The sequence below is a fragment of the Nocardioides pymetrozini genome (assembly GCF_046058985.1).
GTDB lineage: Bacteria > Actinomycetota > Actinomycetes > Propionibacteriales > Nocardioidaceae > Nocardioides.
The window spans coordinates 2,519,884-2,544,506 of sequence record NZ_CP175556.1 but is presented as its reverse complement, the minus strand read 5'-3'; the positions used below and the strand labels follow the sequence as shown (position 1 = coordinate 2,544,506).

Annotated in this window: 25 protein-coding genes; 14 read left to right on the top strand and 11 right to left on the bottom strand. The window is 72.0% G+C overall.

Annotated elements, in window-relative coordinates; translation table 11 throughout:
• Window positions 1-12: 12 nt before the first annotated feature.
• The 8 genes from betA to ACJ5H2_RS12400 all read left to right on the top strand — a co-directional run bounded on the left by betA (window position 13) and on the right by ACJ5H2_RS12400 (window position 11,002).
• Window positions 13-1,737: a choline dehydrogenase gene (gene betA / locus ACJ5H2_RS12435; RefSeq protein ID WP_408895711.1), complete on the top strand. Its 1,725-nt coding sequence runs from the start codon at window positions 13-15 to the stop codon at window positions 1,735-1,737.
• On the top strand, window positions 1,734-2,813 hold the full coding sequence (locus ACJ5H2_RS12430; RefSeq protein WP_408895709.1) for a glycine betaine/L-proline ABC transporter ATP-binding protein: 1,080 nt from the start codon (window positions 1,734-1,736) through the stop codon (window positions 2,811-2,813). The genes betA and ACJ5H2_RS12430 overlap by 4 nt, the downstream gene beginning before the upstream one ends.
• Window positions 2,810-4,813, top strand: coding sequence for an ABC transporter permease (locus ACJ5H2_RS12425; RefSeq protein ID WP_408895708.1), 2,004 nt, complete (start codon window positions 2,810-2,812; stop codon window positions 4,811-4,813). The genes ACJ5H2_RS12430 and ACJ5H2_RS12425 overlap by 4 nt, the downstream gene beginning before the upstream one ends.
• A 94-nt stretch (window positions 4,814-4,907) precedes the next feature.
• The gene (locus tag ACJ5H2_RS12420; protein WP_408895707.1) at window positions 4,908-5,843 is read left to right on the top strand and encodes an ABC transporter substrate-binding protein; all 936 of its coding nucleotides are present in this window, start codon (window positions 4,908-4,910) and stop codon (window positions 5,841-5,843) included.
• A gap of 140 nt (window positions 5,844-5,983) precedes the next feature.
• Window positions 5,984-8,506: an FAD-dependent oxidoreductase gene (locus ACJ5H2_RS12415; RefSeq protein ID WP_408895705.1), complete on the top strand. Its 2,523-nt coding sequence runs from the start codon at window positions 5,984-5,986 to the stop codon at window positions 8,504-8,506.
• The gene (locus ACJ5H2_RS12410) at window positions 8,503-9,294 is read left to right on the top strand and encodes an electron transfer flavoprotein subunit beta/FixA family protein (RefSeq protein ID WP_408895704.1); all 792 of its coding nucleotides are present in this window, start codon (window positions 8,503-8,505) and stop codon (window positions 9,292-9,294) included. The genes ACJ5H2_RS12415 and ACJ5H2_RS12410 overlap by 4 nt, the downstream gene beginning before the upstream one ends.
• On the top strand, window positions 9,291-10,283 hold the full coding sequence (locus tag ACJ5H2_RS12405; RefSeq protein ID WP_408895703.1) for an electron transfer flavoprotein subunit alpha/FixB family protein: 993 nt from the start codon (window positions 9,291-9,293) through the stop codon (window positions 10,281-10,283). Before ACJ5H2_RS12410 ends, ACJ5H2_RS12405 begins: the two co-directional genes overlap by 4 nt.
• Window positions 10,284-10,294: 11 nt before the next feature.
• Entirely contained in the window at window positions 10,295-11,002 is a 708-nt protein-coding gene (locus tag ACJ5H2_RS12400) for a spermidine synthase (protein WP_408895702.1), read from the top strand.
• On the opposite strand, the gene ACJ5H2_RS12395 is transcribed toward ACJ5H2_RS12400, so the two are convergent.
• The 6 genes from ACJ5H2_RS12395 to ACJ5H2_RS12370 are packed head-to-tail and all read right to left on the bottom strand — an operon-like array spanning window position 10,995 to window position 16,466.
• Window positions 10,995-11,939, bottom strand: coding sequence for a TIGR03557 family F420-dependent LLM class oxidoreductase (locus ACJ5H2_RS12395; protein ID WP_408895701.1), 945 nt, complete (start codon window positions 11,937-11,939; stop codon window positions 10,995-10,997). The genes ACJ5H2_RS12400 and ACJ5H2_RS12395 overlap by 8 nt on opposite strands.
• Complete coding sequence (locus ACJ5H2_RS12390) at window positions 11,936-12,949, bottom strand: YihY/virulence factor BrkB family protein (RefSeq protein ID WP_408895700.1); 1,014 nt, start codon at window positions 12,947-12,949, stop codon at window positions 11,936-11,938. Before ACJ5H2_RS12390 ends, ACJ5H2_RS12395 begins: the two co-directional genes overlap by 4 nt.
• Window positions 12,946-13,500 carry a hemerythrin domain-containing protein gene (locus tag ACJ5H2_RS12385; RefSeq protein WP_408895699.1) on the bottom strand — a complete coding sequence of 185 codons (555 nt, stop codon included), beginning with the start codon at window positions 13,498-13,500 and terminating at the stop codon, window positions 12,946-12,948. Before ACJ5H2_RS12385 ends, ACJ5H2_RS12390 begins: the two co-directional genes overlap by 4 nt.
• A 48-nt stretch (window positions 13,501-13,548) precedes the next feature.
• Window positions 13,549-14,217 carry a lysophospholipid acyltransferase family protein gene (locus ACJ5H2_RS12380; protein WP_408895698.1) on the bottom strand — a complete coding sequence of 223 codons (669 nt, stop codon included), beginning with the start codon at window positions 14,215-14,217 and terminating at the stop codon, window positions 13,549-13,551.
• Window positions 14,218-14,226: 9 nt separating this feature from the next.
• Window positions 14,227-14,967: an HAD-IA family hydrolase gene (locus ACJ5H2_RS12375; RefSeq protein ID WP_408895697.1), complete on the bottom strand. Its 741-nt coding sequence runs from the start codon at window positions 14,965-14,967 to the stop codon at window positions 14,227-14,229.
• The gene (locus ACJ5H2_RS12370) at window positions 14,964-16,466 is read right to left on the bottom strand and encodes a mannitol dehydrogenase family protein (RefSeq protein WP_408895696.1); all 1,503 of its coding nucleotides are present in this window, start codon (window positions 16,464-16,466) and stop codon (window positions 14,964-14,966) included. Before ACJ5H2_RS12370 ends, ACJ5H2_RS12375 begins: the two co-directional genes overlap by 4 nt.
• Window positions 16,467-16,651: 185 nt before the next feature.
• Here ACJ5H2_RS12370 and ACJ5H2_RS12365 point away from each other — a divergent pair, with 185 nt between their 5' ends.
• The 5 genes from ACJ5H2_RS12365 to ACJ5H2_RS12345 all read left to right on the top strand — a co-directional run bounded on the left by ACJ5H2_RS12365 (window position 16,652) and on the right by ACJ5H2_RS12345 (window position 20,993).
• Window positions 16,652-17,809 (top strand): CDP-glycerol glycerophosphotransferase family protein, encoded by a 1,158-nt coding sequence (locus ACJ5H2_RS12365; protein ID WP_408895695.1) that lies wholly within the window; start codon window positions 16,652-16,654, stop codon window positions 17,807-17,809.
• Window positions 17,806-19,260 carry a protein adenylyltransferase SelO gene (locus ACJ5H2_RS12360; RefSeq protein ID WP_408895694.1) on the top strand — a complete coding sequence of 485 codons (1,455 nt, stop codon included), beginning with the start codon at window positions 17,806-17,808 and terminating at the stop codon, window positions 19,258-19,260. Before ACJ5H2_RS12365 ends, ACJ5H2_RS12360 begins: the two co-directional genes overlap by 4 nt.
• A gap of 70 nt (window positions 19,261-19,330) precedes the next feature.
• Complete coding sequence (locus ACJ5H2_RS12355) at window positions 19,331-19,990, top strand: hypothetical protein (RefSeq protein ID WP_408895693.1); 660 nt, start codon at window positions 19,331-19,333, stop codon at window positions 19,988-19,990.
• Window positions 19,987-20,412: a phage holin family protein gene (locus ACJ5H2_RS12350; RefSeq protein WP_408895692.1), complete on the top strand. Its 426-nt coding sequence runs from the start codon at window positions 19,987-19,989 to the stop codon at window positions 20,410-20,412. The genes ACJ5H2_RS12355 and ACJ5H2_RS12350 overlap by 4 nt, the downstream gene beginning before the upstream one ends.
• The gene (locus ACJ5H2_RS12345) at window positions 20,409-20,993 is read left to right on the top strand and encodes a DUF3618 domain-containing protein (protein ID WP_408895691.1); all 585 of its coding nucleotides are present in this window, start codon (window positions 20,409-20,411) and stop codon (window positions 20,991-20,993) included. The genes ACJ5H2_RS12350 and ACJ5H2_RS12345 overlap by 4 nt, the downstream gene beginning before the upstream one ends.
• A 73-nt stretch (window positions 20,994-21,066) precedes the next feature.
• Here ACJ5H2_RS12345 and ACJ5H2_RS12340 read toward each other — a convergent pair whose 3' ends face one another.
• Genes ACJ5H2_RS12340 through ACJ5H2_RS12330 form a run of 3 tightly spaced genes read right to left on the bottom strand, consistent with a single transcriptional unit; the run spans window position 21,067 to window position 23,286 of the window.
• Window positions 21,067-21,504 carry a hypothetical protein gene (locus ACJ5H2_RS12340; RefSeq protein ID WP_408895690.1) on the bottom strand — a complete coding sequence of 146 codons (438 nt, stop codon included), beginning with the start codon at window positions 21,502-21,504 and terminating at the stop codon, window positions 21,067-21,069.
• A 10-nt stretch (window positions 21,505-21,514) separates the two neighbouring features.
• A complete protein-coding gene (locus ACJ5H2_RS12335; protein WP_408895689.1) occupies window positions 21,515-22,072 on the bottom strand; it encodes an NADPH-dependent FMN reductase in 558 nt (185 codons plus the stop codon).
• Window positions 22,060-23,286 carry a hypothetical protein gene (locus ACJ5H2_RS12330; RefSeq protein WP_408895688.1) on the bottom strand — a complete coding sequence of 409 codons (1,227 nt, stop codon included), beginning with the start codon at window positions 23,284-23,286 and terminating at the stop codon, window positions 22,060-22,062. The genes ACJ5H2_RS12335 and ACJ5H2_RS12330 overlap by 13 nt, the downstream gene beginning before the upstream one ends.
• A 91-nt stretch (window positions 23,287-23,377) precedes the next feature.
• Between ACJ5H2_RS12330 and ACJ5H2_RS12325 the strand changes: the two genes are divergently transcribed.
• Window positions 23,378-23,734, top strand: coding sequence for a winged helix-turn-helix transcriptional regulator (locus ACJ5H2_RS12325; RefSeq protein ID WP_408895687.1), 357 nt, complete (start codon window positions 23,378-23,380; stop codon window positions 23,732-23,734).
• Between the two features lie 242 nt (window positions 23,735-23,976).
• Here the strand turns inward: ACJ5H2_RS12325 and ACJ5H2_RS12320 are convergent, their stop codons facing one another.
• Both ACJ5H2_RS12320 and ACJ5H2_RS12315 read right to left on the bottom strand, forming a co-directional pair.
• On the bottom strand, window positions 23,977-24,279 hold the full coding sequence (locus tag ACJ5H2_RS12320) for an addiction module antidote protein (RefSeq protein WP_408895686.1): 303 nt from the start codon (window positions 24,277-24,279) through the stop codon (window positions 23,977-23,979).
• The gene (locus ACJ5H2_RS12315; protein ID WP_408895685.1) at window positions 24,276-24,599 is read right to left on the bottom strand and encodes a type II toxin-antitoxin system RelE/ParE family toxin; all 324 of its coding nucleotides are present in this window, start codon (window positions 24,597-24,599) and stop codon (window positions 24,276-24,278) included. The genes ACJ5H2_RS12320 and ACJ5H2_RS12315 overlap by 4 nt, the downstream gene beginning before the upstream one ends.
• Window positions 24,600-24,623: the final 24 nt, after the last annotated feature.

Sequence of the window (24,623 nt, the reverse complement as noted above, 5' to 3'; positions counted from 1 at the left end):
GACAGGGGCGACATGGGTGCGGAGCGGTTCGACTACGTGATCGTGGGTGGCGGCTCCGCGGGGTGCGCCCTCGCGAACCGGCTCTCGGCCGACCCTGGCACGCGGGTGCTCGTGCTCGAGGCGGGCCGCTCCGACTACCGGGTCGACCCCTTCATCCACATGCCGGCGGCGCTGCCCATACCGATCGGCAACCGGCTCTACGACTGGCGCTACGAGACTGACCCCGAGCCGCACATGGGCGGCCGGCGGGTCTTCCACGCGCGGGGCAAGGTGCTCGGTGGGTCGAGCAGCATCAACGGGATGATCTTCCAGCGCGGCAACCCGATGGACTACGAGCGCTGGGCCGCCGACCCGGGCATGGAGAGCTGGGACTACCTCCACTGCCTGCCGTACTTCAAGCGGATGGAGACCCGCTATCTCGCCGACGGCTCCGTCGGCGCCGACGACTGGCGCGGCGGCGACGGTCCGCTGCGGCTCGAGCAGGGGCCGGCGCGCAACCCGCTCTTCGCGGCCTTCTTCGCCGCGGCCCAGGAGGCGGGCTACCCGCTGACCGACGACGTGAACGGCTACCGCCAGGAAGGCTTCGCGCGCTTCGACCGCAACGTCTACCGCGGGCGGCGCTGGTCCGCGGCGCGCGCGTACCTGCATCCCGTCAAGGACCGGAGGAACCTGACGGTGCGGACCTACGCCTTCGTGACGAAGGTGCGCTTCGAGGGCCGACGGGCGGTGGGCGTCGACTACACCCGGGCCCGCCGCTCGCACAGCGTGCGCGCCGGCGAGGTCATCCTCTGTGGCGGCGCGATCAACACGCCGCAGCTCCTGCAGCTCTCCGGCGTCGGCGACGAGGCGCTGCTGCGTCAGCACGGCATCCCGGTCGTCCAGCACCTGCCCGGGGTCGGGGAGAACCTGCAGGACCATCTCGAGGTCTACATCCAGTACGCCTCCAAGCAGCCGGTGTCGATCGCGCCCGGGCTGCGCTACCGCGAGCGCCCTCGGATCGGCTACCAGTGGCTCTTCCACCGCAGCGGGCTGGGCGCGACCAACCACTTCGAGGGCGGCGGCTTCTGCCGCAGCAACGACCAGGTCGACTACCCGAACCTGATGTTCCACTTCCTGCCCATCGCGATCCGGTACGACGGCTCCGCGCCGGCCAACCTCGAGAAGGGCGCCCACGGCTACCAGGTCCACATCGGCCCGATGTACGCCGACACCCGCGGCTGGGTGCGGATCCGGAGCGCCGACCCGCGGGTGCACCCGAGCATGCAGTTCAACTACCTCTCGACGCCCAACGACCGCAGGGAGTGGGTCGAGGCGGTGCGGGTCGCCCGCGACATCCTCAACCAGCCGGCGTTCGCGCCGTACAACGACGGCGAGCTCTCGCCCGGACCGTCGGTTCAGAGCGACGAGGAGATCCTGGACTGGGTCCGCAAGGACGCCGAGACGGCCCTGCACCCCTCCTGCACCGCGAAGATGGGCGTCGACGACAGGGCGGTCGTCGACCCCGCCTCGATGCGGGTGCACGGGACCGAGGGGCTGCGCGTGGTCGACTCATCGGTCTTCCCCTATGTCACCAACGGCAACATCTACGCGCCGGTGATGATGGTCGCCGAGAAGGCCGCCGACCTGATCGCGGGCAACACGCCACTTCCCGCGCTCGACGTCCCCTACTACCGCTACCGGGACGGGATGCCCCTGTATCCGCCCGGGGACAGCCGCAACCGTGAGGAGGCCACATGAGCGTGGCGAGCGAGAAGGACGCAGCCGAGCAGACCGCGTCGGACCGGAGCGCGCTGTCGGTGCGCGAGCTGTGGAAGATCTTCGGCCCGCGGGCCGACAAGATCATCGGCACGCCCGACGCCCAACTCTCGCGTGCTGAGCTGAAGGCGAAGACCGGGTGCGTCGCGGGCGTCAAGGACGTCTCCTTCGAGGTCGCGCCCGGCGAGGTGTTCGTCGTCATGGGCCTCTCGGGATCGGGGAAGTCGACCCTGGTCCGGTGCCTGACCCGGCTCATCGAGCCGACCGCCGGCACCGTGCGGATCGACGGCATCGACGTCACCACCGCCAACGAGGCCCAGCTGCGCGACCTGCGCCGCAACCGGGTGTCGATGGTGTTCCAGCACTTCGGACTGCTGCCGCACCGCCAGGTCATCGACAACATCGCCTACGGCCTCGAGATCCGCGGCATGAAGAAGAAGGAGCGGCGGGCGAAGGCCGAGGAGGTCGTGTCCCTGGTGGGGCTCGACGGCTTCTCGCGCTCCTATCCGGACCAGCTGTCCGGGGGCATGCAGCAGCGGGTCGGGCTGGCCCGGGCGCTGGCCGGGGACCCGAGCATCCTGCTGTTCGACGAGCCGTTCTCCGCCCTGGACCCGCTGATCCGCCGGGACATGCAGAACGAGGTCATCCGGCTGCACCGCGACCTGCGCAAGACGATGGTCTTCATCACCCACGACCTGCAGGAGGCGCTCAAGCTCGGCGACCGGATCCTCATCATGCGCGACGGCGAGATCGTGCAGATCGGCGCTCCGGACGAGGTCGTCGGCGCTCCGGTCGACGACTACGTCCGCGACTTCGTCTCCGAGGTGCCCCGCTCGCACGTGCTGACCCTGAAGTGGGTCATGCGCGACCCGCGCCCCGACGACTCGATGGACGGTCCCGTGATGTCCCGCGACACCATCGTGCGCCAGGCGGCCAAGGCGGCGCTCGCCTCCGAGCACCCGGTGCGCGTCGTCGACGAGAACGACCGGCTCGTCGGCATCGTCGACGACGACGCGATCCTGCGGGTCGTCGTCGCGGAGGAGGAGGCACACCAGTGAGCGCGACCCTCGCCCCGACCGCTCCGGAGCCGCCGGCGCCGGAGGCGGACGCGCGGCGGCGCTCGCTCGCGACGGTGCCGCGGTGGACGTGGGTGCTGGGGGTGCTCGTGCTCTGGGTGGTCCTCTGGGCGCTGACCAAGGGCAGTGACACCCTCGTGCTCGCGGGGCGCGAGCACACCGACGTCCAGCGCTCGCTCGGTGACTTCCGCGACGACGTGCTCGCCAGCCGCGGCGACAACCCGGTCATCCAGCTCACCTACGACCTCGGCGCGTGGTTCACCTCCGTCGTCGACTGGTGCCAGCGGATGCTGTCGGTCCCCGACTTCCCGCGCCCGGTCCCGCAGGTCGGCTGGCTGGGCGTCACCGCCGTGGCGACCTGGGTGGGCCTGGCGATCGCCGGCTGGCGGATCGCGCTCCTGGTCGCGCTGTCGTTCGTCTCCTTCGGGGCCTTCGGCTACTGGGCCGACGCGGTCGACCTGCTCATCGTCACCTTCGTGGCGGTCGCCGCGTCGGTCCTGATCGGCATGCCTCTCGCGGTCCTGGTCGGCACCGGCAACCGCGCGGTCAACGCCGTCACCAACACGGTGCTCGACATCTTCCAGACGATGCCGACGTTCGTGTACCTGCTGCCGATCGTCCTCTTCTTCGGCATCGGCGCCGCCGGTGCCGTCGTCTGCACCCTGGTCTACGCCCTCCCGCCGATCATCCGCATCGCCGGGCACGGCATCCGCAACGTGTCGGAGACGACGATCGAGGCCACCGACTCCGCCGGCCAGACCTGGTGGCAGCGGCTCACCAAGGTGCAGCTGCCGATGGCGCGCAAGACGATCGTGGTCGGGCTCAACCAGACGATCATGGCGGCGCTGTCGATGGCCACGATCGCGTCGTACGTCGACGGGCCGGGCCTGGGTCAGCCGGTGCTCAACGCGCTGGTGAAGAACGACGTCGGTGGCGCCTTCGTCCCCGGTGCGCTGATCGTCGTGATGGCGGTGATGCTCGACCGCTCCACGACCGCGGCCAGCGAGTACGCCGAGAGGGCCGCGCGCGGCGGCGTCGACCTGCGGCTGCGCCGCATCGTGCTCGCCGCGGCAGCGGTCCCGGCGATCGTCGCGGTCTACCTCTCGCGCACCTACCCGTGGGCCGCCGAGCTCGAGGACCCGGGCTGGACGCCGCGGGTCGCCGACGGCGTGGACTCCTTCTTCGGGTGGTTCACCGACACCTTCCGCGACCTCACGCAGGGCTTCAAGGACCTGATCAGCGCGGTGCTCCTCGATCCGCTGCAGTCGCTGCTCGCCGAGTCGCCGTGGTGGCTGGCCGCCGCCGCGCTCCTCGCGCTCGCCTTCGTCTTCGGCGGGCTGCGCGCGCTGGTGCCGACGGTGGTCTGCATCGGAGGGCTGCTGTACTTCGGGCTCTGGCACGACGCGATGGTCACGCTCAACATGACCCTGGTGGGGACCGTCCTGGTCATGGTCCTCGCCCTGGTCCTCGGGGTGGCCATGGCCCGCCGGCGGGCCGTCGACCTCGCACTGCGGCCGATCCTCGACGCCGGCCAGACCATCCCGCCGTTCGTCTACCTGATCCCCGTCCTGGCGCTCTTCGGCCCGACCCGCTTCACCGCGATCGTGGCCGGCGTCGTATATGCCGCGCCGGTCGCCATCAAGCTCGTGGCCGACGGCGTCAAGGCCGTGTCGCCGTCGACCATCGAGGCGGGACGCTCGACCGGCTCCACCCGGTGGCAGGAGATCACCAAGGTGCAGCTCCCCATGGCCCGCGCGTCGCTGGTCCTGGCGGCCAACCAGGGCCTGCTCTACGTCCTCGCGATGGCGGTCATCGGCGGCCTCGTCGGGGCCGGCGCGCTGGGATACGACGTCGTCCTCGGGTTCTCGCGCTCCGAGGAGTGGGGCAAGGGCGCGGCCGCGGGGATCAGCATCGTCCTCCTCGGGATCATGATCGACCGCATCGCGAGGGCGGCCGCACACGACAGCACCACGACCCGCTAGCGGGCGTGCTCGGGCACGGGACACCAACAACCAAGGAGACACCATGCACCATGCAAGGACGAGGGCGGCCGGAGTCGCCTCGGTGGCGGCGTCCATGACGCTCCTGCTCGCCGCCTGCGGCGGAGGGACCATCGACGACGAGACCAAGGCCAACGAGTCGCGTGCCGCGACCACGGGCGAGTGCGGCGAGATCAACATGGCCGTCAACCCGTGGGTCGGCTACGAGGCGAGCGCGTACGTCGTCGGCCGGGTGGCGAGCGAGCAGCTGGGTTGCAAGGTCACCTACAAGAACCTCAAGGAGGACGTCTCCTGGCAGGGCTTCGGCACCGGAGAGGTGGACGTGGTCATCGAGGACTGGGGCCACCCCGACCTGGAGAAGAAGTTCTTCGCCGAGGAGGGCGACGGCAGCGCGATGGACGGCGGCCCGAACGGCAACGTGGGCATCATCGGCTGGTACGTCCCGCCGTGGCTGGCCGAGGAGCACCCGGACATCCTCGAGTGGGAGAACCTCAACAAGTACGCCGAGCAGTTCGCCACCTCCGAGTCGGGCGGCAAGGGTCAGTTCCTCGGCGCGGACCCGTCGTACGTCCAGTTCGACGAGGCGATCATCAGCAACCTCGACCTCGACTTCAAGGTGGTCTTCTCCGGCAGCGAGGCGGCGACCATCACCGCCTTCCAGCAGGCGGAGAAGAACAAGGAGTTCCTGATCGGCTACTTCTACGAGCCGCAGTGGCTCTTCGCCGAGATCCCGCTGGAGAAGGTGGCCCTGCCGCCGTTCGAGGAGGGCTGTCAGGACGACCCGGCGAAGGTCGCCTGCGACTATCCCGAGACCGAGCTGAAGAAGATCCTGTCGACCTCGTGGGTCGAGGAGGGTGGCTCGGGCGTCGAGCTGGTGCAGAACTTCGAGTGGACCAACGAGGACCAGAACGAGGTCGCGAAGTACATCTCCGAGGACGGCATGTCCGCCGAGGAGGCGGCCGACAAGTGGATCGCCGACAACCAGGACAAGGTGGACGCCTGGCTCCCGTAGGCGCCGACGCACGTCCGACCTCACCGCGCCCGGCCGGGCATTGACACCCGGCCGGGCGCGGGTGATTCTTGGAGTGTCTCGCATAGTGCACCACGTTGCGCAATATGCAACAGCCTCCGGCTCACCTCCTAAGGAGTCCCATGGCCACCGTCCCCACCACCGCCGGCGTCGTCGTGATCGGCGCAGGCATCGTCGGCAACAGCCTCGTGCACCACCTGGCCCGGCTGGGCTGGCGCGACATCGTGCAGATCGACAAGGGCGCCCTGCCCAACCCGGGTGGCTCGACCGGCCATGCGTCGAACTTCATCTTCCCGGTGGACCACTCCCGGGAGATCACGGACCTGACCCTGGACTCGGTGCGGCAGTACCAGGAGATGGGGGTGTTCACCCAGTCCGGCGGCTTCGAGATCGCGCGGACGCCGGAGCGGATGGAGGAGCTGCGGCGGCGGATGTCGAGCGCGCGGGCCTGGGGGATCGAGGCCGAGCTCGTCTCCCCGGAGTTCGTCAAGGAGAAGGTGCCCTTCATCGAGGCCGACCAGTTCGTCGGCGCCTTCTGGACGCCGAGCGTCGGCGTCGTCGACTCGCTGCGGGCCGGCACGATCATGCGCGAGAGCGCCCTCGCGACCGGCCAGCTGACCGTCGTACCCACTGTCGAGGTGGTCGGCATGGACGTCGAGGAGGGACCGGACGGACGGCGCCGGATCCGCCGGGTGCGCACCGACGGCGGGGACATCGAGACCGAGCACGTCGTCATCGCGGCGGGCGTGTGGAGTCCCAAGCTCGGCGACATGGCCGGCATCAGCATCCCGCTGACGCCCGCCGTGCACCAGATGATCAGCGTGGGTCCGTGCCCGCAGCTGGCCGAGCGCGAGGGGGAGATCTCCTTCCCGATCATCCGGGACATGGACACCTTCTGCTACGAGCGCCAGCACGGCGCCGACATGGAGGTCGGCTCCTACGCGCACCGCGCGATCCTGCACGAGCCGGAGGACATCCCCTCGATCGAGCAGGCCAAGCTGTCGCCGACCGAGCTGCCCTTCACCTCCGAGGACTTCGACCCGCAGCTCGAGCAGGCCTACGAGCTGATGCCGGAGCTGCTCGGCGCGGAGGGCGCCGAGATGCGCTATGCGATCAACGGCCTGCTGTCGCTGACCTGTGACGGCGCGCCGATCCTGGGGGAGAGCCCGGTCAGGGGACTGTGGACCGCCGCGGCCGTGTGGATCAAGGAGGGACCGGGCGTCGGGCGGGCGGTCGCCGAGTGGATGACCCACGGCTACTCGGAGATCGACATCCACCACAGCGACATCGCCCGCTTCCACCCGCACCAGATGCGCCGCGAGCACACCCGGCTGCGCACCACCGAGTCGTTCATCAAGACCTACGGGATCGTCCACCCCGCCGAGCAGTACGAGTCGGACCGCGACCAGCGCCTCGCCCCGATGCACGAGTCCCAGCGGAAGCTGGGGGCCTTTTTCTTCGAGACCGCCGGTTGGGAGCGGCCGCACTGGTACGAGTCGAACGCCCCGCTCCTGGAGGTGTACGGCGACGCCGTGATGCCGCGCGAGCACGAGTGGGACGCCCGGTGGTGGAGCCCGATCATCAACGCCGAGCACCTGCGCATGCGCGAGGCGGCGGGCGTCGTCGACCTCTCCGCGTTCGCCGTCCTCGACATCACCGGCCCGGCCGCGCTCGACACCGTGCAGCGCACCTGCGTGGCCCAGTGCGACGTCGCGGTCGGCAAGGTGATCTACACGCCGGTCCTCAACGCGGCCGGCGGGTTCCTGTCCGATCTCACCGTCATGAGGCTGGGCGAGGAGCACTTCCGCGTCGTGACCGGCGGCGCGCACGGCATGGCCGACCGCAAGACGTTCAGCGACCAGGTCACCGACCCGGACACGGTGCTGACCGACCGCACCGACGAGGTCTGCACGATCGGCCTGTGGGGCCCGCGGGCTCGCGACATCCTCTCCTCGCTCACCGGCGACGACGTCTCCGACGCGGGCTTCGGGTTCCTGACCTGCCGCGAGATCACGGCCGCGGGCGTCCCGGTGCTCGCGTCGCGGATCTCCTACGTCGGCGAGCTCGGCTGGGAGCTCTACGTCGCCATGGAGCACGGCGCGACGCTGTGGGACGCCCTGCTGGAGGCGGGGGAGCCCCACGGCGCCGTACCGGTCGGCATCGGGGTGTACGGAACGACGGGCCGGCTCGAGAAGGGCTATCGCGCCTACGGCTACGAGCTCGACGCGGAGCGCACCATCGTCGAGGCCGGGATGCAGCGGCCGAAGGTGAAGGCCGCCGACTTCGTCGGCAAGGAGGCCTACCTGGCCCAGCGCGAGCAGCCGCCGGCGGCGGTGCTCTGCACGCTCACCGTCGACGACCACACCTCGGCCAGCGGCATCAAGAGGTACATGCTCGGCGGCGAGCCGATCCTGACCCGCGACGGCGGCACCCTGACCGACGGACACGGCCACCACCCGTACGTGACGAGTGCCGGCTCCGCGCCATCGCTCGGCAAGCACGTGCTGATGGCCTACCTGCCGCCCGACCAGGCTGCCCTCGGCAACGAGCTCGCGGTGTCGTACATGGAGGAGCTCTACCCGGTGACGGTCGCCTCCGTCGACGCGACCGCGCTCCTCGACCCCGGGAACGAGCGGATCCGATGAGTCACCCCACGAGCGGGCCCGACATCCTGGTCTGCGTCAAGCGGGTCGTCGACGCGACCGGCGAGGTGGTGCTCACCGCGGACGGACAGGCCGTCGACGGGCGGTACGCCGGCTTCACGATGAGCAACCACGAGGAGTGCGCGGTCGAGCTGGCCGTGCGGACGGCCGCGGCGACCGACGGACGCGCGTCGGTGCTCACCCTCGGCGACGCGGACGCGGTCGAGCAGCTGCGCGCCGCGCTCGCGGTCGGCTGCACCGCGGCGACCCACGTGGAGGCCGACGCGGGCGCCTTCGGCCCCGCCGACGTCGCCCGTGAGATCGCCGCCGTGGTCCGGGACCACGAGTCCGCCGGGCGCCCCCACGACCTCGTCCTCCTCGGCAACGACGCCGCGGACAGCGGTGACTTCCAGGTCGGCATCCGGCTGGCCTACGAGCTCGGCCGGCCGGTCGTCAACGGGGCCGCCACCCTCACCGTCGAGGACGGTGAGGTCGTCGCCGGCGTCAAGGGGCCGGAGGGACGCGAGACCTACCGGGTGCCGCTGCCGGCGGTCGTGACCGTGCTCGAGGGCGGCGTCGAGCCCCGCTACCCGACGGTGCCGGGCCGGATGAAGGCCAAGAAGGTCGAGATCGAGCAGCGCCCGCCGAGCACCACGCCGTCCGGGCCGCAGCGCACCCGTCTCCGGCTGCCCCCGCCGCAGCCCAGCGAGGTCGAGATCCTCGGCAAGGGGGCGGACGCCGCGCCTGCGGTGGTGGACCTGTTCGAGCGGCTGGGAGTGGTGGCCCGATGATCCTCGTCCTCGTCGAGACCGACGGCACCGGCGCGACCGAGGTGTCCCGGGAGACGCTGACCTTCGCCCGCGACCTCTCCGCCGCGGGCGGCGGCGTTCCCGTCGACGCGGTCGTCGTCGGGAGCCCGGCATGCTCGGTCGAGGCGCTGGCCCAGCAGCTCGCGGCATACGGCGTGCGCGACGTGCACCACGTCAGCGGCGACGCGTTCAGCGCCTACGGCGGCGCGGCCTGGGCGAGCGCGGTGCAGTCGGTGCGCGCGGAGGTGGGCTCGGTGGTGGTCGCCGCGGCCGGGACGCCGCGCGGCATGGAGGTGCTGGCGCACCTCGGGGCCCGGCTCGGCGTGCCGATGGCGGCCAACGTCGTGGCCTTCGACGGGCTCGCCCCGTTCACCGTGACCCGACAGGTGGTGGGGGGCGCCGTACTCGAGGACATGGTCCTCGACCAGCGCCCGGCGCTCTTCACCGTGGCCGGACACGCGGTCGAGGCCGCGGCGGCAGCCACCCCCGGCGCGGGGCGCTTGGTCGGCTCCACCCCGGAGGTCGCCCCCGCCGACCTCGTCGCCCGGGTCGTCTCCTCCGAGCCGGCGCAGGCCGACCTCTCCGGCGGGCTGAAGTCGGCCCGCGTGGTCGTCGGCGCCGGCCGGGGCGCCGGCAGCGCCGACGGCTTCGGCGACCTGCTGGAGCTGCGCGACCTGCTGGACGGCGCTCTGGGGGTCTCCCGCGTCGTCACCAGCCTCGGCTGGCGCCCGCACCACGAGCAGGTCGGGCAGACGGGCAGCCGGATCTCCCCGGACCTCTACGTCGCCTGCGGCATCTCCGGCGCCATCCAGCACTGGGCGGGCTGCTCGAGTGCGAAGACGATCCTCGCCATCAACACCGACGAGGACGCCCCGATGGTCGCCAAGGCGCACTATGCCGTCATCGGGGACCTGCACGAGGTCGTTCCGGCGATCAACGAGGAGTTGCGCAGGCGCCGCGGAGGCGGTTGAGTGCGTCGGTCATGACCGATGGCCTGTACGTCCTCGAGCTGGACGGCATGCAGCAGTCGGCCGTCGACCTCGCGGACCCGACCCGGCTGGTCTTCGACTACGTGCGCCGCATCGGCGACCTCGTCGACGCGATCTCTCCGGTTCCCCCTGCGCCGCTGCGGGTCCTGCACGTCGGCGGGGCAGCGATGACCCTGCCGCGCTATGTCGCGGCGACGCGGCCGCGCTCGTCGCAGATCGTGCTGGAGCCCTCCGCGGAGACGATCGAGCGGGTCCGCGCCGAGGCGCCGCTGCCCGCACGCAGCGGCATCAGGGTGCGGCCGGTCGGGGGTGAGGAGGGCATCCTCGCCGTGCGCGACGGCTCGCAGGACCTGGTGGTCCTCGACGCCTTCTCCGGCGGCGCGGTCCCCGGCTCGCTGACGTCGGCGGCGTACGCCGAGCAGGTCGGGCGCGTGCTGGCGCCCGGCGGCCTGTTCGTGGCCAACCTCGTCGACCGGCCGCCGTACCGGCAGGTGCGCTCGTTCGTCGCCGCCGTGGGGGCGCTCGGCGACATCGCGGTCGGCGCCGAGCCCGCCACCCTCAAGGGGCGGCGGGCCGGCAACCTGGTCGTCGCGAGCGGGGCGCTGCCCGCCGATGCGTTCGGACACCCCTCGCCGCTCGCGTATCGGGTGTTCCGCGGTCGTGCCGTGGCCGACGCGTTCGGCGGCGGGCGCGCTAGCTGAGGGCGGGAAGCACCTGCTCGCCGTAGAACTCGATCATCTCCAGGTAGTGCGGCCCCATGTTCGACACGTAGACCTCGTCGAACCCGGCGTCGGCGTACTCCCGGAGGGCCGCGACGTGCTCGTCGAGGTCCGCCCCTGCGACCGCGCTGCTCGCGGTCGACTCCTTGGTGACCAGCTGGGAGGCCTGCTCGAAGTGGCGGGGGGAGGGGAGCACCTGGGCGAGCTCGCCCGGCAGGCCGGCGTTGGCCCACAGGCGGTGCGCGTGGTCGACGCCCTCCTCCTTGGTCGGCGCGAAGGCGACCTTGTGCCCGGCGGCCGCCGGCTTGCCGCCGGACTCGGCGGCGAAGAGCGAGCGGAGCTCGGCGTCCGGAGCCGTGTGCACGTAGCCGTCGGCGAGCTCGGCGGCCGCCCTCGTCGCCTTCTCGCCGAAGCCGGACATCCAGATCTCCGGTGGCGTGTCCGGCAGGGTCCACAGCCGGGCGTCGTCGACGGTGAAGAACTCGCCGCGGTGGTCGACGGGCTTGCCGGTCCACAGGGCGCGCATCAGGTCCACCGCCTCGCGGAGCATCGCGAGCCGGACGTCGAAGGAGGGCCAGCCCTGGCCGTTGAGGTGCTCGTTGAGCGCCTCGCCGGTGCCGATGCCGAGCCGGAAGCCCGGGTTGAGGACGGCGCAGGTCGCCGCGGCGTGGGCGACCAGCAGCGGACTCTGGCGGCCGATGGGGCAGGTCACCGCGGTCATGATCGGCAGTCGGGTCGCCTGCGCGACGGCGCCGATCATCGGCCAGACCATCGGGCTGTGTCCCTGGCTCGAGTTCCACGGCTGGATGTGGTCGCTGATCCACAGGCCCTCGAAGCCGGCGCGCTCGGCCGCGACGGCCTGCTCGACGAGCTGCTGGGGCGTGAACTCCTCGCAGGAGAGGAAGTAGCCGATCCTCATCGTGTTCCCTTCGGTAGGTCGCTTCCGTCCCCTGGTGATCCCCCTGTCGGTGCGGGAGCTCCGGGGACGCTGTCTGCCTTGACCGCGCCGCGCTCGCCGAGCGGGCGGGGTGGTCCGACCGTGGTGTCGCGGACCGTCTGCTGCTCGGCCTCGGCGTTGATCTCGGCGCCGAGCAGCACGAGGAACATCGTGATCCACAGCCACAGCAGGAGGACGACCACGCCGGCGAGCGCGCCGTAGGTCTTGTTGTAGGAGCCGAAGTTGTCGACGTACAGGGAGAAGCCGACGCTGGCGACCACCCAGGCCACCGTCGCGACGACCGCGCCGACGGACACCCAGCGGAACTGCGGGTCGTCGCGGTCCGGGGCGAGGCGGTAGAGCACCGCCAGGGCCACCGCCATGGCCAGCACGAGACCGACCCACCGAGCGGCCTCGAGCGCCCAGCGCGACGGGCCGGCACCGACCACCTCGTCGAGGAGAGCGGGCGCGGCCGCGACCAGGCCGAGCGCGACCACGACGAACGCGATGGCGCCGAGCGTGAGACCGAGCGCGAGCAGCTTGCGCTTGACGAAGCCGCGCGTCTCCTCCTCGTCGTAGGCGACGTTGATCGCGGTCATCACGTTGCCGACCCCGCCCGATGCGCTCCACAGGGCGAGGACGAGCGCCACGACCAGGCCCAGACCGAGGGACTGCTGCGGGGTGGACGCCACCGCGGTCATCTGGTCGGTCAGGAGGGACGCGGCGTCGGCCGGCAGCGCGTCGGCGATCTCGCCCGCCTGCGCCTCCACGTCGGCCGGGTCTCGCACCAGTCCGTAGACGAGGACGGCGGCGATCATCGCCGGGAAGAGGGCGAGGAAGGTATAGAACGCGACCCCGGCGGCCATGAGGGGCACCTGGTCGGTCTTCGACTCCTGCCACGCGCGTCGGACGACCTGCCGCCACCCGCGCGGCGGGATCTGCGCGGGACTCGACGCGCCGGCGCCGGGGTAGCTGTCCTCGAGGCCGGTCACGACTCGGCTTCGTCCTCCAGGGTGTCCTGGAGCTCGCTCTTGCTCATCGAGGTCGCGCCCGAGACGCCCGCGTTGGCGGCCTGCTGCTCCAGCTCGGACTTCGTGATGTCGGCCGGCTGGTCGCCCAGGTGGGCCGCCCGGGAGGCCAGGAAGGCCTCGCCCAGCTCCTCCCGCCGGGAGTCGTCGATGCGCGCGCGGATGCCGGGGAGGACCGTCTCCTCCTCCTCTTCGACGTGGTGCCGCACCGCGTCGATCAGCTGCTGCAGCACTGCCGGGAAGTCGGCGGAGTCCGGGTCCGTCTCGGCCACCTGCTTGGCGAGCTGGTCGGCCTCGAGGTGCTCCTTCTGGCTGTGCTCGACGTCGTCCTCGCCGCCGGCCTCCCGGGCGGCGGGGTAGACCTCGGACTCCTCGGCCCGGCTGTGGGCGGTGAGCAGGGTCGTCATCACCGGCACCAGGGCGGGCCGCTTGTCCGGCTCGTTGAGGAGGGTGTCGAAGAGCTTCTCGAGCTCGCGGTGGTCGTTCATGATCAGGTCGACGACGTCTTTGGTCATGGCTGACGAATACCCGGCCGCGGGTCGGCGATACGCCGCGCGCGCAGGTCAGGCGTCGGGGGGCCGGTCGTTGTAGGACGCGGCGCGCTCCTGGCCGGTGAGTGCGTGGATGGCGTCCATGATCTCATCGGTCGCCTCCCGCCGCGCGCGCCCTGGGGCCACGCCCTCGAAGCGTCCGGCGAAGTCGAGAGGCTTGCCGAAGCGCACCGTGACCTTGGCCAGGCGCGGCAGGCGGGCGTCGACCGGCTGCAGCTGGTCGGTGCCGCGGAGGCCGACGGGCACCACGGGCACGCCGGCCGTGAGGGCGAGCTGCGCCACCCCGGTGCGGCCGCGGTAGAGCCGGCCGTCCCGCGACCGCGTGCCCTCGGGGTAGATCCCGAACGCCTCGCCGCGGCCGAGCACCTCCAGGGCCACGTCGAGCGAGCTGAGCGCGGCGCGGGTGTCGTCGCGGTCCACGGGCACCATGCCGAGGCCCTCGAACCAGGCCTTGCTGAGCCGGCCGGTGAGTCCCGAGCCGGTGAAGTACTCGGCCTTCGCCAGGAACACCACCTTGCGGGGAGCGACGATCGGGATGACCACGCTGTCGGCAAAGCTCAGGTGGTTGCTCGCCAGCAGCACCGGCCCCGTCAGGGGCACGTGCTCGATGCCCTCGACCGTCGGTCGCCACAGCGCCCGGGCGAGGGGCGGGACCGTCGCATGGAGGACCTCGTACAGCACGGGGCCAGCCTAGGGCTGCCGGCTGCGCACGCCCGGATCGGCACGACCTGTGACCTGACGCGCGACCAGCTGCTCCCACGACTCCACCACGGCGCACGCGCCGGCCCGGAGCAGCTGGGCCGTGCGTCGCTCCCGCTCGGCAGCTCGCACGAACTGCAGGAGGCCCACGACCGGAACCCCCGCCGCCACGGCGGCCTGCACGCCCACTCCGGAGTCCTCCACGGCCAGCACCGGGGCGTCCGCGTCGTCGATCCGCGACACCGCCTCCACGTACACCGCCGGGTCGGGCTTGCTCGCCGGGGGCCGCAATGCCTCGGCACTGAACCTGCGGTGGTGGGGGAAGAGCGCGGCGAGCCCCGTCGCCGCCAGGCAGGCGTCGATGCGCGCCGACGCGCTGGAGCTGACGACGGACAGCACCGCGGCCGCGCCAACCTGGGAGAGCGGGGCCAGCACGGCGGGATCGGGCGTCAGCACCCGGCTCAGGTGCCGGGTCACCACGTCGCGTTCGAGGGCGACCCACCGCGCCAGCTCGCCGGCCGTGACGGCACGGCCGTGGCGACCGCAGAGGATCGCCGCCGTGGCGCGGAAGTTCAGGCCGGTGAACTCGGTGCGCAGCTGGGTCGCTGAGTAGGACCGGGCGATGCCGACGTGCGCGAGGAACTGGGCCATCACCTCCGCGGAGGCGTCGTACGCCGGCTCCTCGGACGGGAAGAGACAGCCGTCCGCATCGCACAGCAGGCGCAGCCTCACGAGATCAGGTCCGGGCTCGGACCGAGCGAGCCGTCCGTCACGGCCAGGGGGTGTCGCCAGCCGTGGTCGGCCCGGGCGAGGGCACGCCGGACCGCGGGGGCGACTCCGTGGTCGAGGTCGCCCAGGGCCCGGCGCAGCTCCGTCCGCACCGAGCGCTCCTCACCGAGGCCGCCGAGGACGTCTCTCACGCCGAGCAGCGGAGCCGGGTCGTGACCCCCTCGGCGTGCGAGTGGCTGCAGCTCCGCGAGCCGGGCGTCGTCGATCTCGATCACGCGCCCGTGGAGGTCCACCCCTCGCAGGTACCGGAACCAGCCGGCCAGGGCGAGCGTGAGCAGGGGTGCTCGGCGGCCCGCGCGGACGGCGGCCGACAGGGCGGGCAGGAGGTAGGCGGGCACCTTCGTGGAGCCCCGCCGACAGAGCCGGTCGAGCGGGTCGGCGATGCGGGGATTGGCGAGTCGCTGGAGGACGGTGTCGACGTAGTCGTCGATGCCCATTCCGGGCACCGACACCAGCTGCGGAGCCACCTCGCTGCGCATGAGCTCGGTGAGGAAGTCGAGCATGGTCGGGTCGCTGGTCAGCTCGGCGGTCGTGCGGTGCCCTGCCAGCCAGCCCAGGTAGGCGACGGCGGTATGGGTCCCGTTGAGCAGCCTCGACTTCACCACCTTGTACGGCGCGACGTCGCTCACGAGCTGTGCGCCGACGTCCTCCAACGGCGGACGTCCCTGGCAGAAGGAGTCCTCGATGACCCACTGCCGGAAGGGCTCGGTCGCCACGGGCGACCGGTCCGTCAGCCCGTAGCGACGGGCCATCAACGCCCGCAGCTGGTCCCCGCTGCCGGGCGTGATGCGGTCGACCATCGCCTCGGGGAAGGTGACATTGCGACGGATCCAGCGTGCCAGCGTCTCGTCGCGGCGGGCCGCACGTCGCAGGACGGCGTTGCGGGCCGCGGCGCCGCTCTGGTCGCGGTTGTCGCACGAGAGCACCGTGAAGCCGCCGAGGCCGGCGCCCCGGCGCTGCGCCAAGGCGGCGACCAGGTACGCCGACCACGTGGCGTCGTCCTCGGGAGCGGTCGCGCCGACCTCCCCGGCGTCATCGTAGCCGTCCCCGGTGACGGTCAGCGTGACGAGCCGGGTGTCGGGGAGGGCGAGCCGGGCGACGACGGCGCGCGGATCGTCCGGGCCGAAGAGGTAGTCCGTCATCGCCGCGACCACGCGCGGCCGCTCGCCCTCGGTCCCGAGCTCCACGACGCTGAAGAGGTCGTCCTGCTCGGCGAGCTCCGAACACAGACCCCGACTGCGCAGGCTCACGCCCACCTCACCCCACTCCGTCGAGCCGGCCCGGGCCAGGTCGTCCAGATAGACTGCCTGGTGCGCGCGGTGGAACCCGCCGACGCCGATGTGCACGACCGACGGGCGCAGCGCCGACCGGTCGTAGGTGGGGACGTCGACGAGACGCGAGCACGCCAGCTGGGGGAGGGTCGACTGACAGAGGTTGATCATGGAGACCTCGCAGGGCGGGGGTGAGCGACCGAGCGGGCACCGGTTCGGGAGCGGACCGGGCACCTCCTGCTTCACCAGGGCTCAGCTGGCGTGAGGTGTCCGGGCAGTACCCACGGCGGCGCGCCGCAACGGATGCACGGGTGCCCTGCGGGTACCTGGCCTGCGTGGGCGGGCCGCGGAGGTGGGTGAGCAACCGTGGGGCGAGGATCGTCTACAACAGCTTCCACGGGCGCTACAGCGACAGCCCCCGCGCGATCTTCGAGCGGCTACGGGACCCTACCGACCCGGGGGCCGAGCCGGGGGCCGAGCTGGAGCACGTGTGGCTGGCGCACCGCGACCACCTCCACGCGTTCCCAGCGGGCGTCACGACCGTCGACATCGAGGGACCCGAGGCGGGCGCGCTCCTGGAGGGAGCGGACATCCTCGTCGCCAACACCCACACCGAGGTCGAGTGGACGAAGTCCGACGCGACCTTCTACCTCCAGACCTGGCATGGCACGCCCCTCAAGCGCATCCACCACGACGTGCTGTGGGCGCCCGAGGGGCGGCTCGCGCGGCTGGACGAGGACGTGGCGCGATGGGATCTGCTGCTGTCGCCCAACGCCTTCAGCACGCCGCTGCTGCGCCGGGCCTTCCGCTTCGGCGGTCCGATCGAGGAGACCGGCTACCCGCGCAACGACGTGCTGGCGTCGTACGACGGGGGCGGATCCCGTGAGCGCATGGTGCGCTCCCTCGGCCTCCGCTCCGACCGCCGCGTCGTGCTCTACGCCCCGACCTGGCGCGACGACGAGTGCTTCGACGAGGCTTGCGGCATCACCACGGCCCTCGACCTCGCCGCCTGGGTGGAAGAGCTCGGCGCCGACCACGAGCTGCTGGTGCGCTCGCACAGCATGGTCACCGGGCGCTCGACCCATCCGGACCTGCCCGGCGTCCACGACGTCTCCTGGTATCCCGACATCCGCGACCTCTACCTCGCCGCGGACGTCCTGGTCACGGACTACTCGTCGGCCATGTTCGACTTCTCGATCACCCGGCGGCCGATGGTGTTCTTCGCCTACGACCTGGAGAGGTTCGCCACCGCGATCCGTGGCTTCTACTTCGACTTCCTGCCCGAGGCGCCGGGTCCCGTGGTGCGCACGTCGGCGGAGCTGGTCGCGCTCATGTCCGACCTCGACGGCGTGGCGGGGACCTACGCCACGGCCGCGGACGCCTTCCGCAGGCGCTTCTGCAGTCTCGAGGACGGCGGCGCCACCGACCGCGCGATCGCGCTCCTGCCCCTCCCGGGCCGCGAGCCTCCTCGGCCGACGGACGTTGCCCGGGCCCGCCGTACGCTCGACGCATGACCGCCGTTCCTCCGCAGGTCGCGAGGCTGCAGCACCACTTCGCGGAGGCCCTGCCCGAGCTGGCCCTGCCGTCGGAGGCAGCCTCGACGCCCGACCCGCGGATCGTCGTCCTCAACGAGCCGCTGGCCGCCGACCTCGGCCTCGACCCGGCCGAGCTGCGCACGCCCGAGGGCGTCGGGCTGCTCACCGGCACGGTCGTGCCCGAGGGGGCCACGCCGGTCGCGCAGGCCTATGCCGGCCACCAGTTCGGCGGCTTCGCCCGGCTCGGCGACGGTCGCGCACTGCTGATGGGCGAGCTGGTGGACGCTCACGGCCGGCTGCGCGACCTGCACCTCAAGGGCTCCGGCCGCACCCCGTTCGCCCGCGGCGGCGACGGCTTCGCCGCGCTGGGGCCGATGCTGCGCGAGTACGTCGTCAGCGAGGCGATGCACGCCCTCGGCATCCCGACGACCCGTTCGCTGGCCGTGGTCGCGACCGGTCGCCTGGTGCATCGCGAGGAGCCGCTGCCCGGCGCGGTGCTGGCGCGGATCGCCGAGAGCCACCTGCGGGTCGGCACGGTCCAGCTGGCGCGCGCCACCGGCGACGTCGACCTGCTGCGCCGCGTGGCCGACCACGCGATCGAGCGCCACCACCCGGAGGCGGCGGGCGCCGCCTCTCCCTATCTGGCGCTCTACCGCGCGGTCGTCTCGGCGCAGGCCCGCCTGGTCGCGCGGTGGATGCTCGTGGGCTTCGTCCACGGCGTGATGAACACCGACAACATGACCTTGTCGGGGGAGACCATCGACTACGGTCCGTGCGCCTTCCTGGACGCCTTCGACCCCACGATCGTGTTCAGCTCGATCGACCACGGCGGCCGCTATGCCTACGCCCAGCAGCCGGCGGCGGGGGAGTGGAACCTCGCGCGGCTGGCGGAGGCGCTGCTGCCGTTGTTCGACGACGACGAGGACCGCGCGATCGCGCTGGCCACGGAGGCTCTCGCATCCTTCCGCGCCGAGTACGGCGCGGCCTGGTCCGCCGGCATGCGCGCGAAGCTCGGGCTGGCGGTGGACGACGCCCGCGCCGACGACCTGTTCGCCCCCCTGCTCGACCTGCTCCGGGACAGCCACGTCGACCACACGTCGTTCTGGCGGGCGCTGGCGACCGCGGCACGCGGCGACGCGGAGCCGGTGCGTGGCCTGTTCCTCGACCTGCCCGGTCTCGACTCCTGGCTGGCGCAGTGGCGTGCGCTCGGCCCGGACCCGGACGCGATGGACCGGGTCAACCCACTCCACATCCCGCGCAACCACCTCGTCGAGGAGGCCCTCGACGCGGCGGCGACCGGCGACCTCGCGCCCCTGGAGGACCTGCTCGCCGCGGTGCGCTCGCCGTACCGGGCCGTTGCCGGGTTGGAGAGGTACGCCGAGCCGCCGCCGGCGGACTTCGGCCGCTATCGGACCTTCTGCGGCACCTGACTCACCGTCCTTCTGCATGTTTCGGCTCGCGCGGGTACCGCGCGTTGAACCGACCATCGGAGGACAGCGCATGACGACATACACGGGCGGATCCACGCCCAGCAGCCCCGGCACCCCCGGCCCGGGCGGCGGAGCCCAGGAGCAGGCTCGCGAAGCCGTGGGGACGGCGAAGGAGGAGACCCAGCACGTCGCCGAGGTGGCGAGGGGCGAGGCCCAGAACGTGGCGGCCGAGGCGAAGAGCCAGGCCGCACACCTGCTCGAGGACGCACGAGCGCAGATCGAGGAGCAGTCGAGCACCCAGCTCGACCGCTTCGCCGGGATGCTGCGGGAGTTCGGCGACGACCTGGAGCGCATGGTCCGCGGCGAGCCGAGCCAGGGAGGACCGGCCCAGGAGCTGGTCGGCGAGGTCGCCGAGAAGGCACGAGCCCTGCGCTCGCAGATCGAGGGCCGCCAGCCCGCCGAGCTGCTCGACCAGGTGCGTGACTTCGCGCGCCGTCGTCCGGGGACCTTCCTGCTCGGGTCGCTGGCCGCCGGGGTCCTCGCCGGCCGGCTGACTCGCGGAGCCAAGACGGCCCACGACGGCGGCTCGGCCGACACCGCACCGGCCGACACCGCACCGGCCGGCGTCCCCGCGGGCACGGCGGCAGCGGCACCCCTGGCGGGGACGGGCACGCCGCCGACCGACCCGGTCTACCCGGAGGGCACCGGACCGATCGCGAGCACGCCGTGACGGCCACGCCCGCGCCGGACCCCACGCCCGCCGCACCCGGTGAGACCCGCTCGCTCGGTGACATCGTGGGCGACATCGCCAGCGACCTCACCACGCTGCTGAAGCAGGAGCTCGACCTGGCCAAGACGGAGGCGAAGGCCGAGGCGGCGAAGGCCGGGAAGGGCGCCGGGTTCCTGGCCGGGGCCGGTGTCGCCGGTCACCTGACGCTGCTCTTCTTGTCCCTGGCCCTGATGTTCCTGCTCGCGAGCTGGATGGACCCCGGTTGGGCCGCCCTCATCGTGGGCGTGCTCTGGGCCCTCGCCGCAGCCGTGCTCGCCGCGACCGGACGCCGCGAGCTGAAGTCGTTGGACCCGACGCTGGAGACCACCCAGCGGACCCTGAAGGAGGACGTGGCATGGGCCAAGCAGATGAGGCACGAATGACCTCGGAGATCGCCGGCACCAGGCAGAGCCTGGCGCGCGACGTCGACGAGCTCTACGACAAGGTGAGCCCCAGCCGGGTCATCGAGCGGCGCAAGGCCTCCCTGCAGGGACGGGTCAGCTTGATGAAGGACAAGGTGATGGGGACCGCCCAGAGCGGGGTCCACAGCACCGCCGGCACGGCCCAGAGCGCGGTCGGGTCGGCGTCCGCGACGGCCTCCGGCGCCGTCGACGCCGTCGAGGGCGCAGCGCAGTCGGCCGTACACACGGTCGAGGCACGGACCCAGGGTGCTCCGCTGGCCGCGGGACTCATCGCTTTCGGCGCCGGCATGGTCGCCTCGGCCCTCCTTCCCGCCTCCTCGGCGGAGACCCAGGCCGCGCGGCGACTGGGCGAGGCGGCCCAGGACCACGGCCTCGTCGACGAGGCGAAGTCCCTGGGCAAGGAGGTCGGCGAGAGCCTCAAGGAGAGCGCGACCGAGGCCGTCGGCGAGGTGAAGGCCACTGCCCAGGACTCGGCCGAGACGGTCAAGGAGGAGGGCCGCACCTCGGCCCAGCACGTCCGGGAGGACGCCCCCGGAGCCTGAGCCCCCGGCGTACGGACACGACGAAGGCCCCGGCGGACGCCGGGGCCTTCGTCCTCCGGCGACGGGGTCCCCGTCACGGCCCCTGACCGGTCGAGTCGGAGCGGCGCCGTTCCGACTCGACTGCCTGCGGGCCTCGGACGAATCCCACGGCGTGCCGACCGGCCTGTCGAAGTACGCCGTCAGCGAGCATCGACGCCAGACCCTCCGACACCGCCTCGTCGGGCTCTCCGTACAGCTCGAGGCTCTCCACGGTGCAATGCCGCATGACGTCGCTGATGTAGGGGTCCGAGAGGCTCCAGTGCCGCAGGACCGCGGCCGAGTCGGCGTACAGCTGGAAGCTGTGAGCGACCAGCTGAGTGTGGTCGACGAAGACCTGCACCATGTACTGCGGCCCGTGCTGTTCCGCGAACTCGACCGCGCGTCGCACCGCCTGGTGGAACTCCTCGACGTGTCCGGGTGTGATGCGCATGGTGTTGTGCATCAGCAGGGGTTCGCTCTGTGTGGCTGCCATGGCTCCGTCCTCATGCTGCGTGCGGATCCGCCGCACGGGCGCTTCGCAGTGCGCTCGCCCACCAGTCGAGCTGGTCGAGCATCGTCTTGGCGGCGGCGTCGGCACCCTCGGGAACGGCCCCGGCACCGAAGGTCGACCAGCAGTTCGGTAGGCAGACGCCGTCGCGGATGGCCACGGCGTGCAGCTCCGCGAACACCTGTCGGAGCTGCTCGGCGGCCCGAAGCCCGCCGCTGACGCCGCCGTAGGAGACGAAGGCGACCGGCTTGCGCTGCCATTCCTCGAACGCGATGTCGATGGCCTGCTTGAGGGAGGCCGGGTAGCCGCGGTTGTACTCCGGCGTGACGACGACGAACGCGTCGGCACGAGCGAGGCGGGCGAGATAGGACTCCACGGCGGGCGGCCGACTGTCCGTGAGAGCCGCGGGCAGGTCGACCTCCTGGAGGTCGATGACATCGACCGCGTAGCGGCCGTGCTGCCGAGCTGTCGGCACGAACCACTCGGTGATGCGGGGAGCGAGGCGTCCTTCGCGCGTGCTTGCGATGATGATCGCCAGGTTCAGCTGGTCCACGAGTTGTCCTTTCTGTGTACGCGCCCGCTCAGGCGTGCGGCGCGGTGGTTGACACGGAACGGGGCGAGGGTCGTCTGGGCCGCGGTGACGAGGAAGGTGGTGGCGGTCCCGACGATGGCGGTGGCGGCAACGAGCCCGACGGCGTCGACGAGCGCACCTGCGCCGAGCACGGGCCCGGCGAGCCCGAGGTACGCCGCGACGAACCAGGTCGTCGAGACCGCCGCGCGCTCCTGGACGGGCGCGTTCTCGGTGGCCGCGAAGAGGCCCCTCCCGAACGCGAGCCCGGCACCCAGGCCTCCCAAGGCGATGGCGGCGAGCAGAAGCGGGACGGAGTCGAGGGTCAGCGCGGTGACACACGACACGACGCCGGTCGACGACGCCGCCGTCGACCAGGCGGATCCCGCGGCGAACGAGCCCCCGAGGAGCTGCGGAGCGCCCGCGGCGGCGAAGAGCAGCGCGCCTGCGAGTCCGCTGAGCAGCACACTGACCTCGCCGTGGATCGCGGAGAGCATGGTCGATGCGAGGGCGGCGTAGAGCCCCAGTTGGGCGTTGCTCGCGAAACCCAGCAGGCACGCCGCCCGGAACGCGGGGGTCCGTGGCATCGCGACGCTGTGCCTCGGGGTGTCCCTCGGCCGGACGTCTCCGACGGGCATCCGTGCGGGCCGCCCATGCGGCGAGGCAAGCCAGGCCACCACCGGCGCGAGGAGCAGGAGATGCGCCAGGTAGGCGCCGCGCGCGGCCGCGGGGCTGACGTCGACGACGGCGCCGGCGAGCAGCGGGCCGGCCGCAAGGCCGGCCATCGTGGCGAACGTGGACACGCGAGCCGCACCGTCAGGCCCGCTCCGGTGTGCCAGAGCAAGGGCCCCCACCGCGGCGCTGCTGACCAGGCCGACGGACAGGCCGGCGAGCGTCCGTCCGGCGAAGAGCGCCGGGAGACCCTCGACCAACGAGAGCGCGCTGGCCGCCGCCGAGCAGAGGACCCCGCGCCGGAGGGACGGCCACGGACCGCGGCGGTCGGCCAGCGAGCCCCACGTCAGGAGCGAGGCGACGACCGCGACCGCGTAGGTGGCGAAAGCCGCGGTGACCGCGGTGGCCGGCACGTTCCACCGAGCCTGGTACCAGCCCCAGAGGGCGTTGGGAAGCGTGGTCCCTGCCATGACCACGAAGAGCAGGCCGCCGATCGCCAGCGGGGCCATCCTTGCGTCGTCGCGCATGCGATCCTCCCGTACTCACTATCAACGCGAATGACGCTATACAAAAGGTAGTGACTTACGCAAGGCTGTGGCCGTGGTCTAGGTTCGAGGGGTGACCGACGACAGTGGCTTCGATGTCGACCGCGCGTTCTGCCCGGACTACCACCGCGCGGTGGAGCTGATCGGGCGGCGCTGGACGGGTGTGATCCTCCGGGCGCTGCTGCACGGCGCCCGACGGTTCAGCGAGATGCGCGACGTCATCCCCGAGATGACCGACAAGATGCTGTCCGCGCGACTACGTGAGCTCGAGGCCGAGGGCATCGTGGTGCGGCACGTGACCGCCGACATTCCGGTACGCGTCGAGTACGCCCTCACCGACAAGGGACGAGACCTGGGCGAGACCATCGCCGCGCTCAGCGCGTGGGCTGACCGGTGGGCCGCCGTCGAGGGGACACAGAACGGCCCCTGACCCGTGAAGACGTTGACGCTGTCTTCGCGGGCCAGGGGCCGTCAGCTCCTCGCCAGTGGCCGCTCGGCCACCCGGGCTCAGATGTCGTAATAGTGATGCGGCCCAGCCGCTGACCTGCACAAACGCCGGATTTCAAGCCCCGTGGGCCGCGGTGTGGCCGCACGCGGCAGAATTTCGCAGCCGAGGCGGCCAGTCGCTTGGCCTGCGTTGGCCCCAACTGGGGTGCCGGTTCGCACAGTTCTTCATGATGCCGCGGGGTGTAGCTCGAACCGCAGCCCGAGGGCATTGGTGACCTTCAGGATGGTCGACCAGGTCGGGTTACCGTCGGCGGAGAGCGCCTTGTAGAGGCCGTCGCGGCTCATGCCGACGCGGCGGGCGAGCTCGCTCATGTTCTGCGAGCGGGCGATGATGCCGAGCGCATGCGGGACGGCGCTGGGGTCTTCGGCAGAGTCCTCCAGGGCGGCCTCAAGGAAGGCGGCGACGTCGTCGAGAGTCTCGAGGTAGTCGGCGGCGTCGAAGGGCTTGTACTTCTCGCTGCTGGTCATCGCTGGGCCTCCTCGTCCTTCTTGTCGGCCCGCCACTGCGTGGCCAATTCGTGTGCTCTGTCGATGTCCTTCTGCTGCGTGGACTTGTCGCCACCGCACAGCAGAAGGATCAGGGTGTCTCGGTCTTGCAGGTAGTAGACCCGGTAGCCCGGGCCGACATCGAGCCGGAGTTCCGACAGTCCCTTGCCGATCGGCCGCACGTCGCCGGGGTTGCCCTGGGCGAGCCGGTCGAGCCGGCGCAGGATGCGTGCCTTGCCTCCCGCGTCCTTCAGCTTCCTCAACCACGTCTCGAACTCGCCGGTTCGGACGAGTTCGAGCACGTGTCGACTATAGCTGACACTCCG

Excerpts from the sequence above, each read along its gene's own strand:
- betA (WP_408895711.1), top strand. The coding sequence starts at position 13 with ATGGGTGCGGAGCGGTTCGACTACGTGATCGTGGGTGGCGGCTCCGCG.
- ACJ5H2_RS12430 (WP_408895709.1), top strand. The coding sequence starts at position 1,734 with ATGAGCGTGGCGAGCGAGAAGGACGCAGCCGAGCAGACCGCGTCGGAC.
- ACJ5H2_RS12420 (WP_408895707.1), top strand. The coding sequence starts at position 4,908 with ATGACGCTCCTGCTCGCCGCCTGCGGCGGAGGGACCATCGACGACGAG.
- ACJ5H2_RS12415 (WP_408895705.1), top strand. The coding sequence starts at position 5,984 with ATGGCCACCGTCCCCACCACCGCCGGCGTCGTCGTGATCGGCGCAGGC.
- ACJ5H2_RS12410 (WP_408895704.1), top strand. The coding sequence starts at position 8,503 with ATGAGTCACCCCACGAGCGGGCCCGACATCCTGGTCTGCGTCAAGCGG.
- ACJ5H2_RS12405 (WP_408895703.1), top strand. The coding sequence starts at position 9,291 with ATGATCCTCGTCCTCGTCGAGACCGACGGCACCGGCGCGACCGAGGTG.
- ACJ5H2_RS12400 (WP_408895702.1), top strand. The coding sequence starts at position 10,295 with ATGACCGATGGCCTGTACGTCCTCGAGCTGGACGGCATGCAGCAGTCG.
- ACJ5H2_RS12395 (WP_408895701.1), bottom strand. The coding sequence starts at position 11,939 with ATGAGGATCGGCTACTTCCTCTCCTGCGAGGAGTTCACGCCCCAGCAG.
- ACJ5H2_RS12385 (WP_408895699.1), bottom strand. The coding sequence starts at position 13,500 with ATGACCAAAGACGTCGTCGACCTGATCATGAACGACCACCGCGAGCTC.
- ACJ5H2_RS12370 (WP_408895696.1), bottom strand. The coding sequence starts at position 16,466 with ATGATCAACCTCTGTCAGTCGACCCTCCCCCAGCTGGCGTGCTCGCGT.
- ACJ5H2_RS12360 (WP_408895694.1), top strand. The coding sequence starts at position 17,806 with ATGACCGCCGTTCCTCCGCAGGTCGCGAGGCTGCAGCACCACTTCGCG.
- ACJ5H2_RS12355 (WP_408895693.1), top strand. The coding sequence starts at position 19,331 with ATGACGACATACACGGGCGGATCCACGCCCAGCAGCCCCGGCACCCCC.
- ACJ5H2_RS12345 (WP_408895691.1), top strand. The coding sequence starts at position 20,409 with ATGACCTCGGAGATCGCCGGCACCAGGCAGAGCCTGGCGCGCGACGTC.
- ACJ5H2_RS12340 (WP_408895690.1), bottom strand. The coding sequence starts at position 21,504 with ATGGCAGCCACACAGAGCGAACCCCTGCTGATGCACAACACCATGCGC.
- ACJ5H2_RS12330 (WP_408895688.1), bottom strand. The coding sequence starts at position 23,286 with ATGCGCGACGACGCAAGGATGGCCCCGCTGGCGATCGGCGGCCTGCTC.
- ACJ5H2_RS12320 (WP_408895686.1), bottom strand. The coding sequence starts at position 24,279 with ATGACCAGCAGCGAGAAGTACAAGCCCTTCGACGCCGCCGACTACCTC.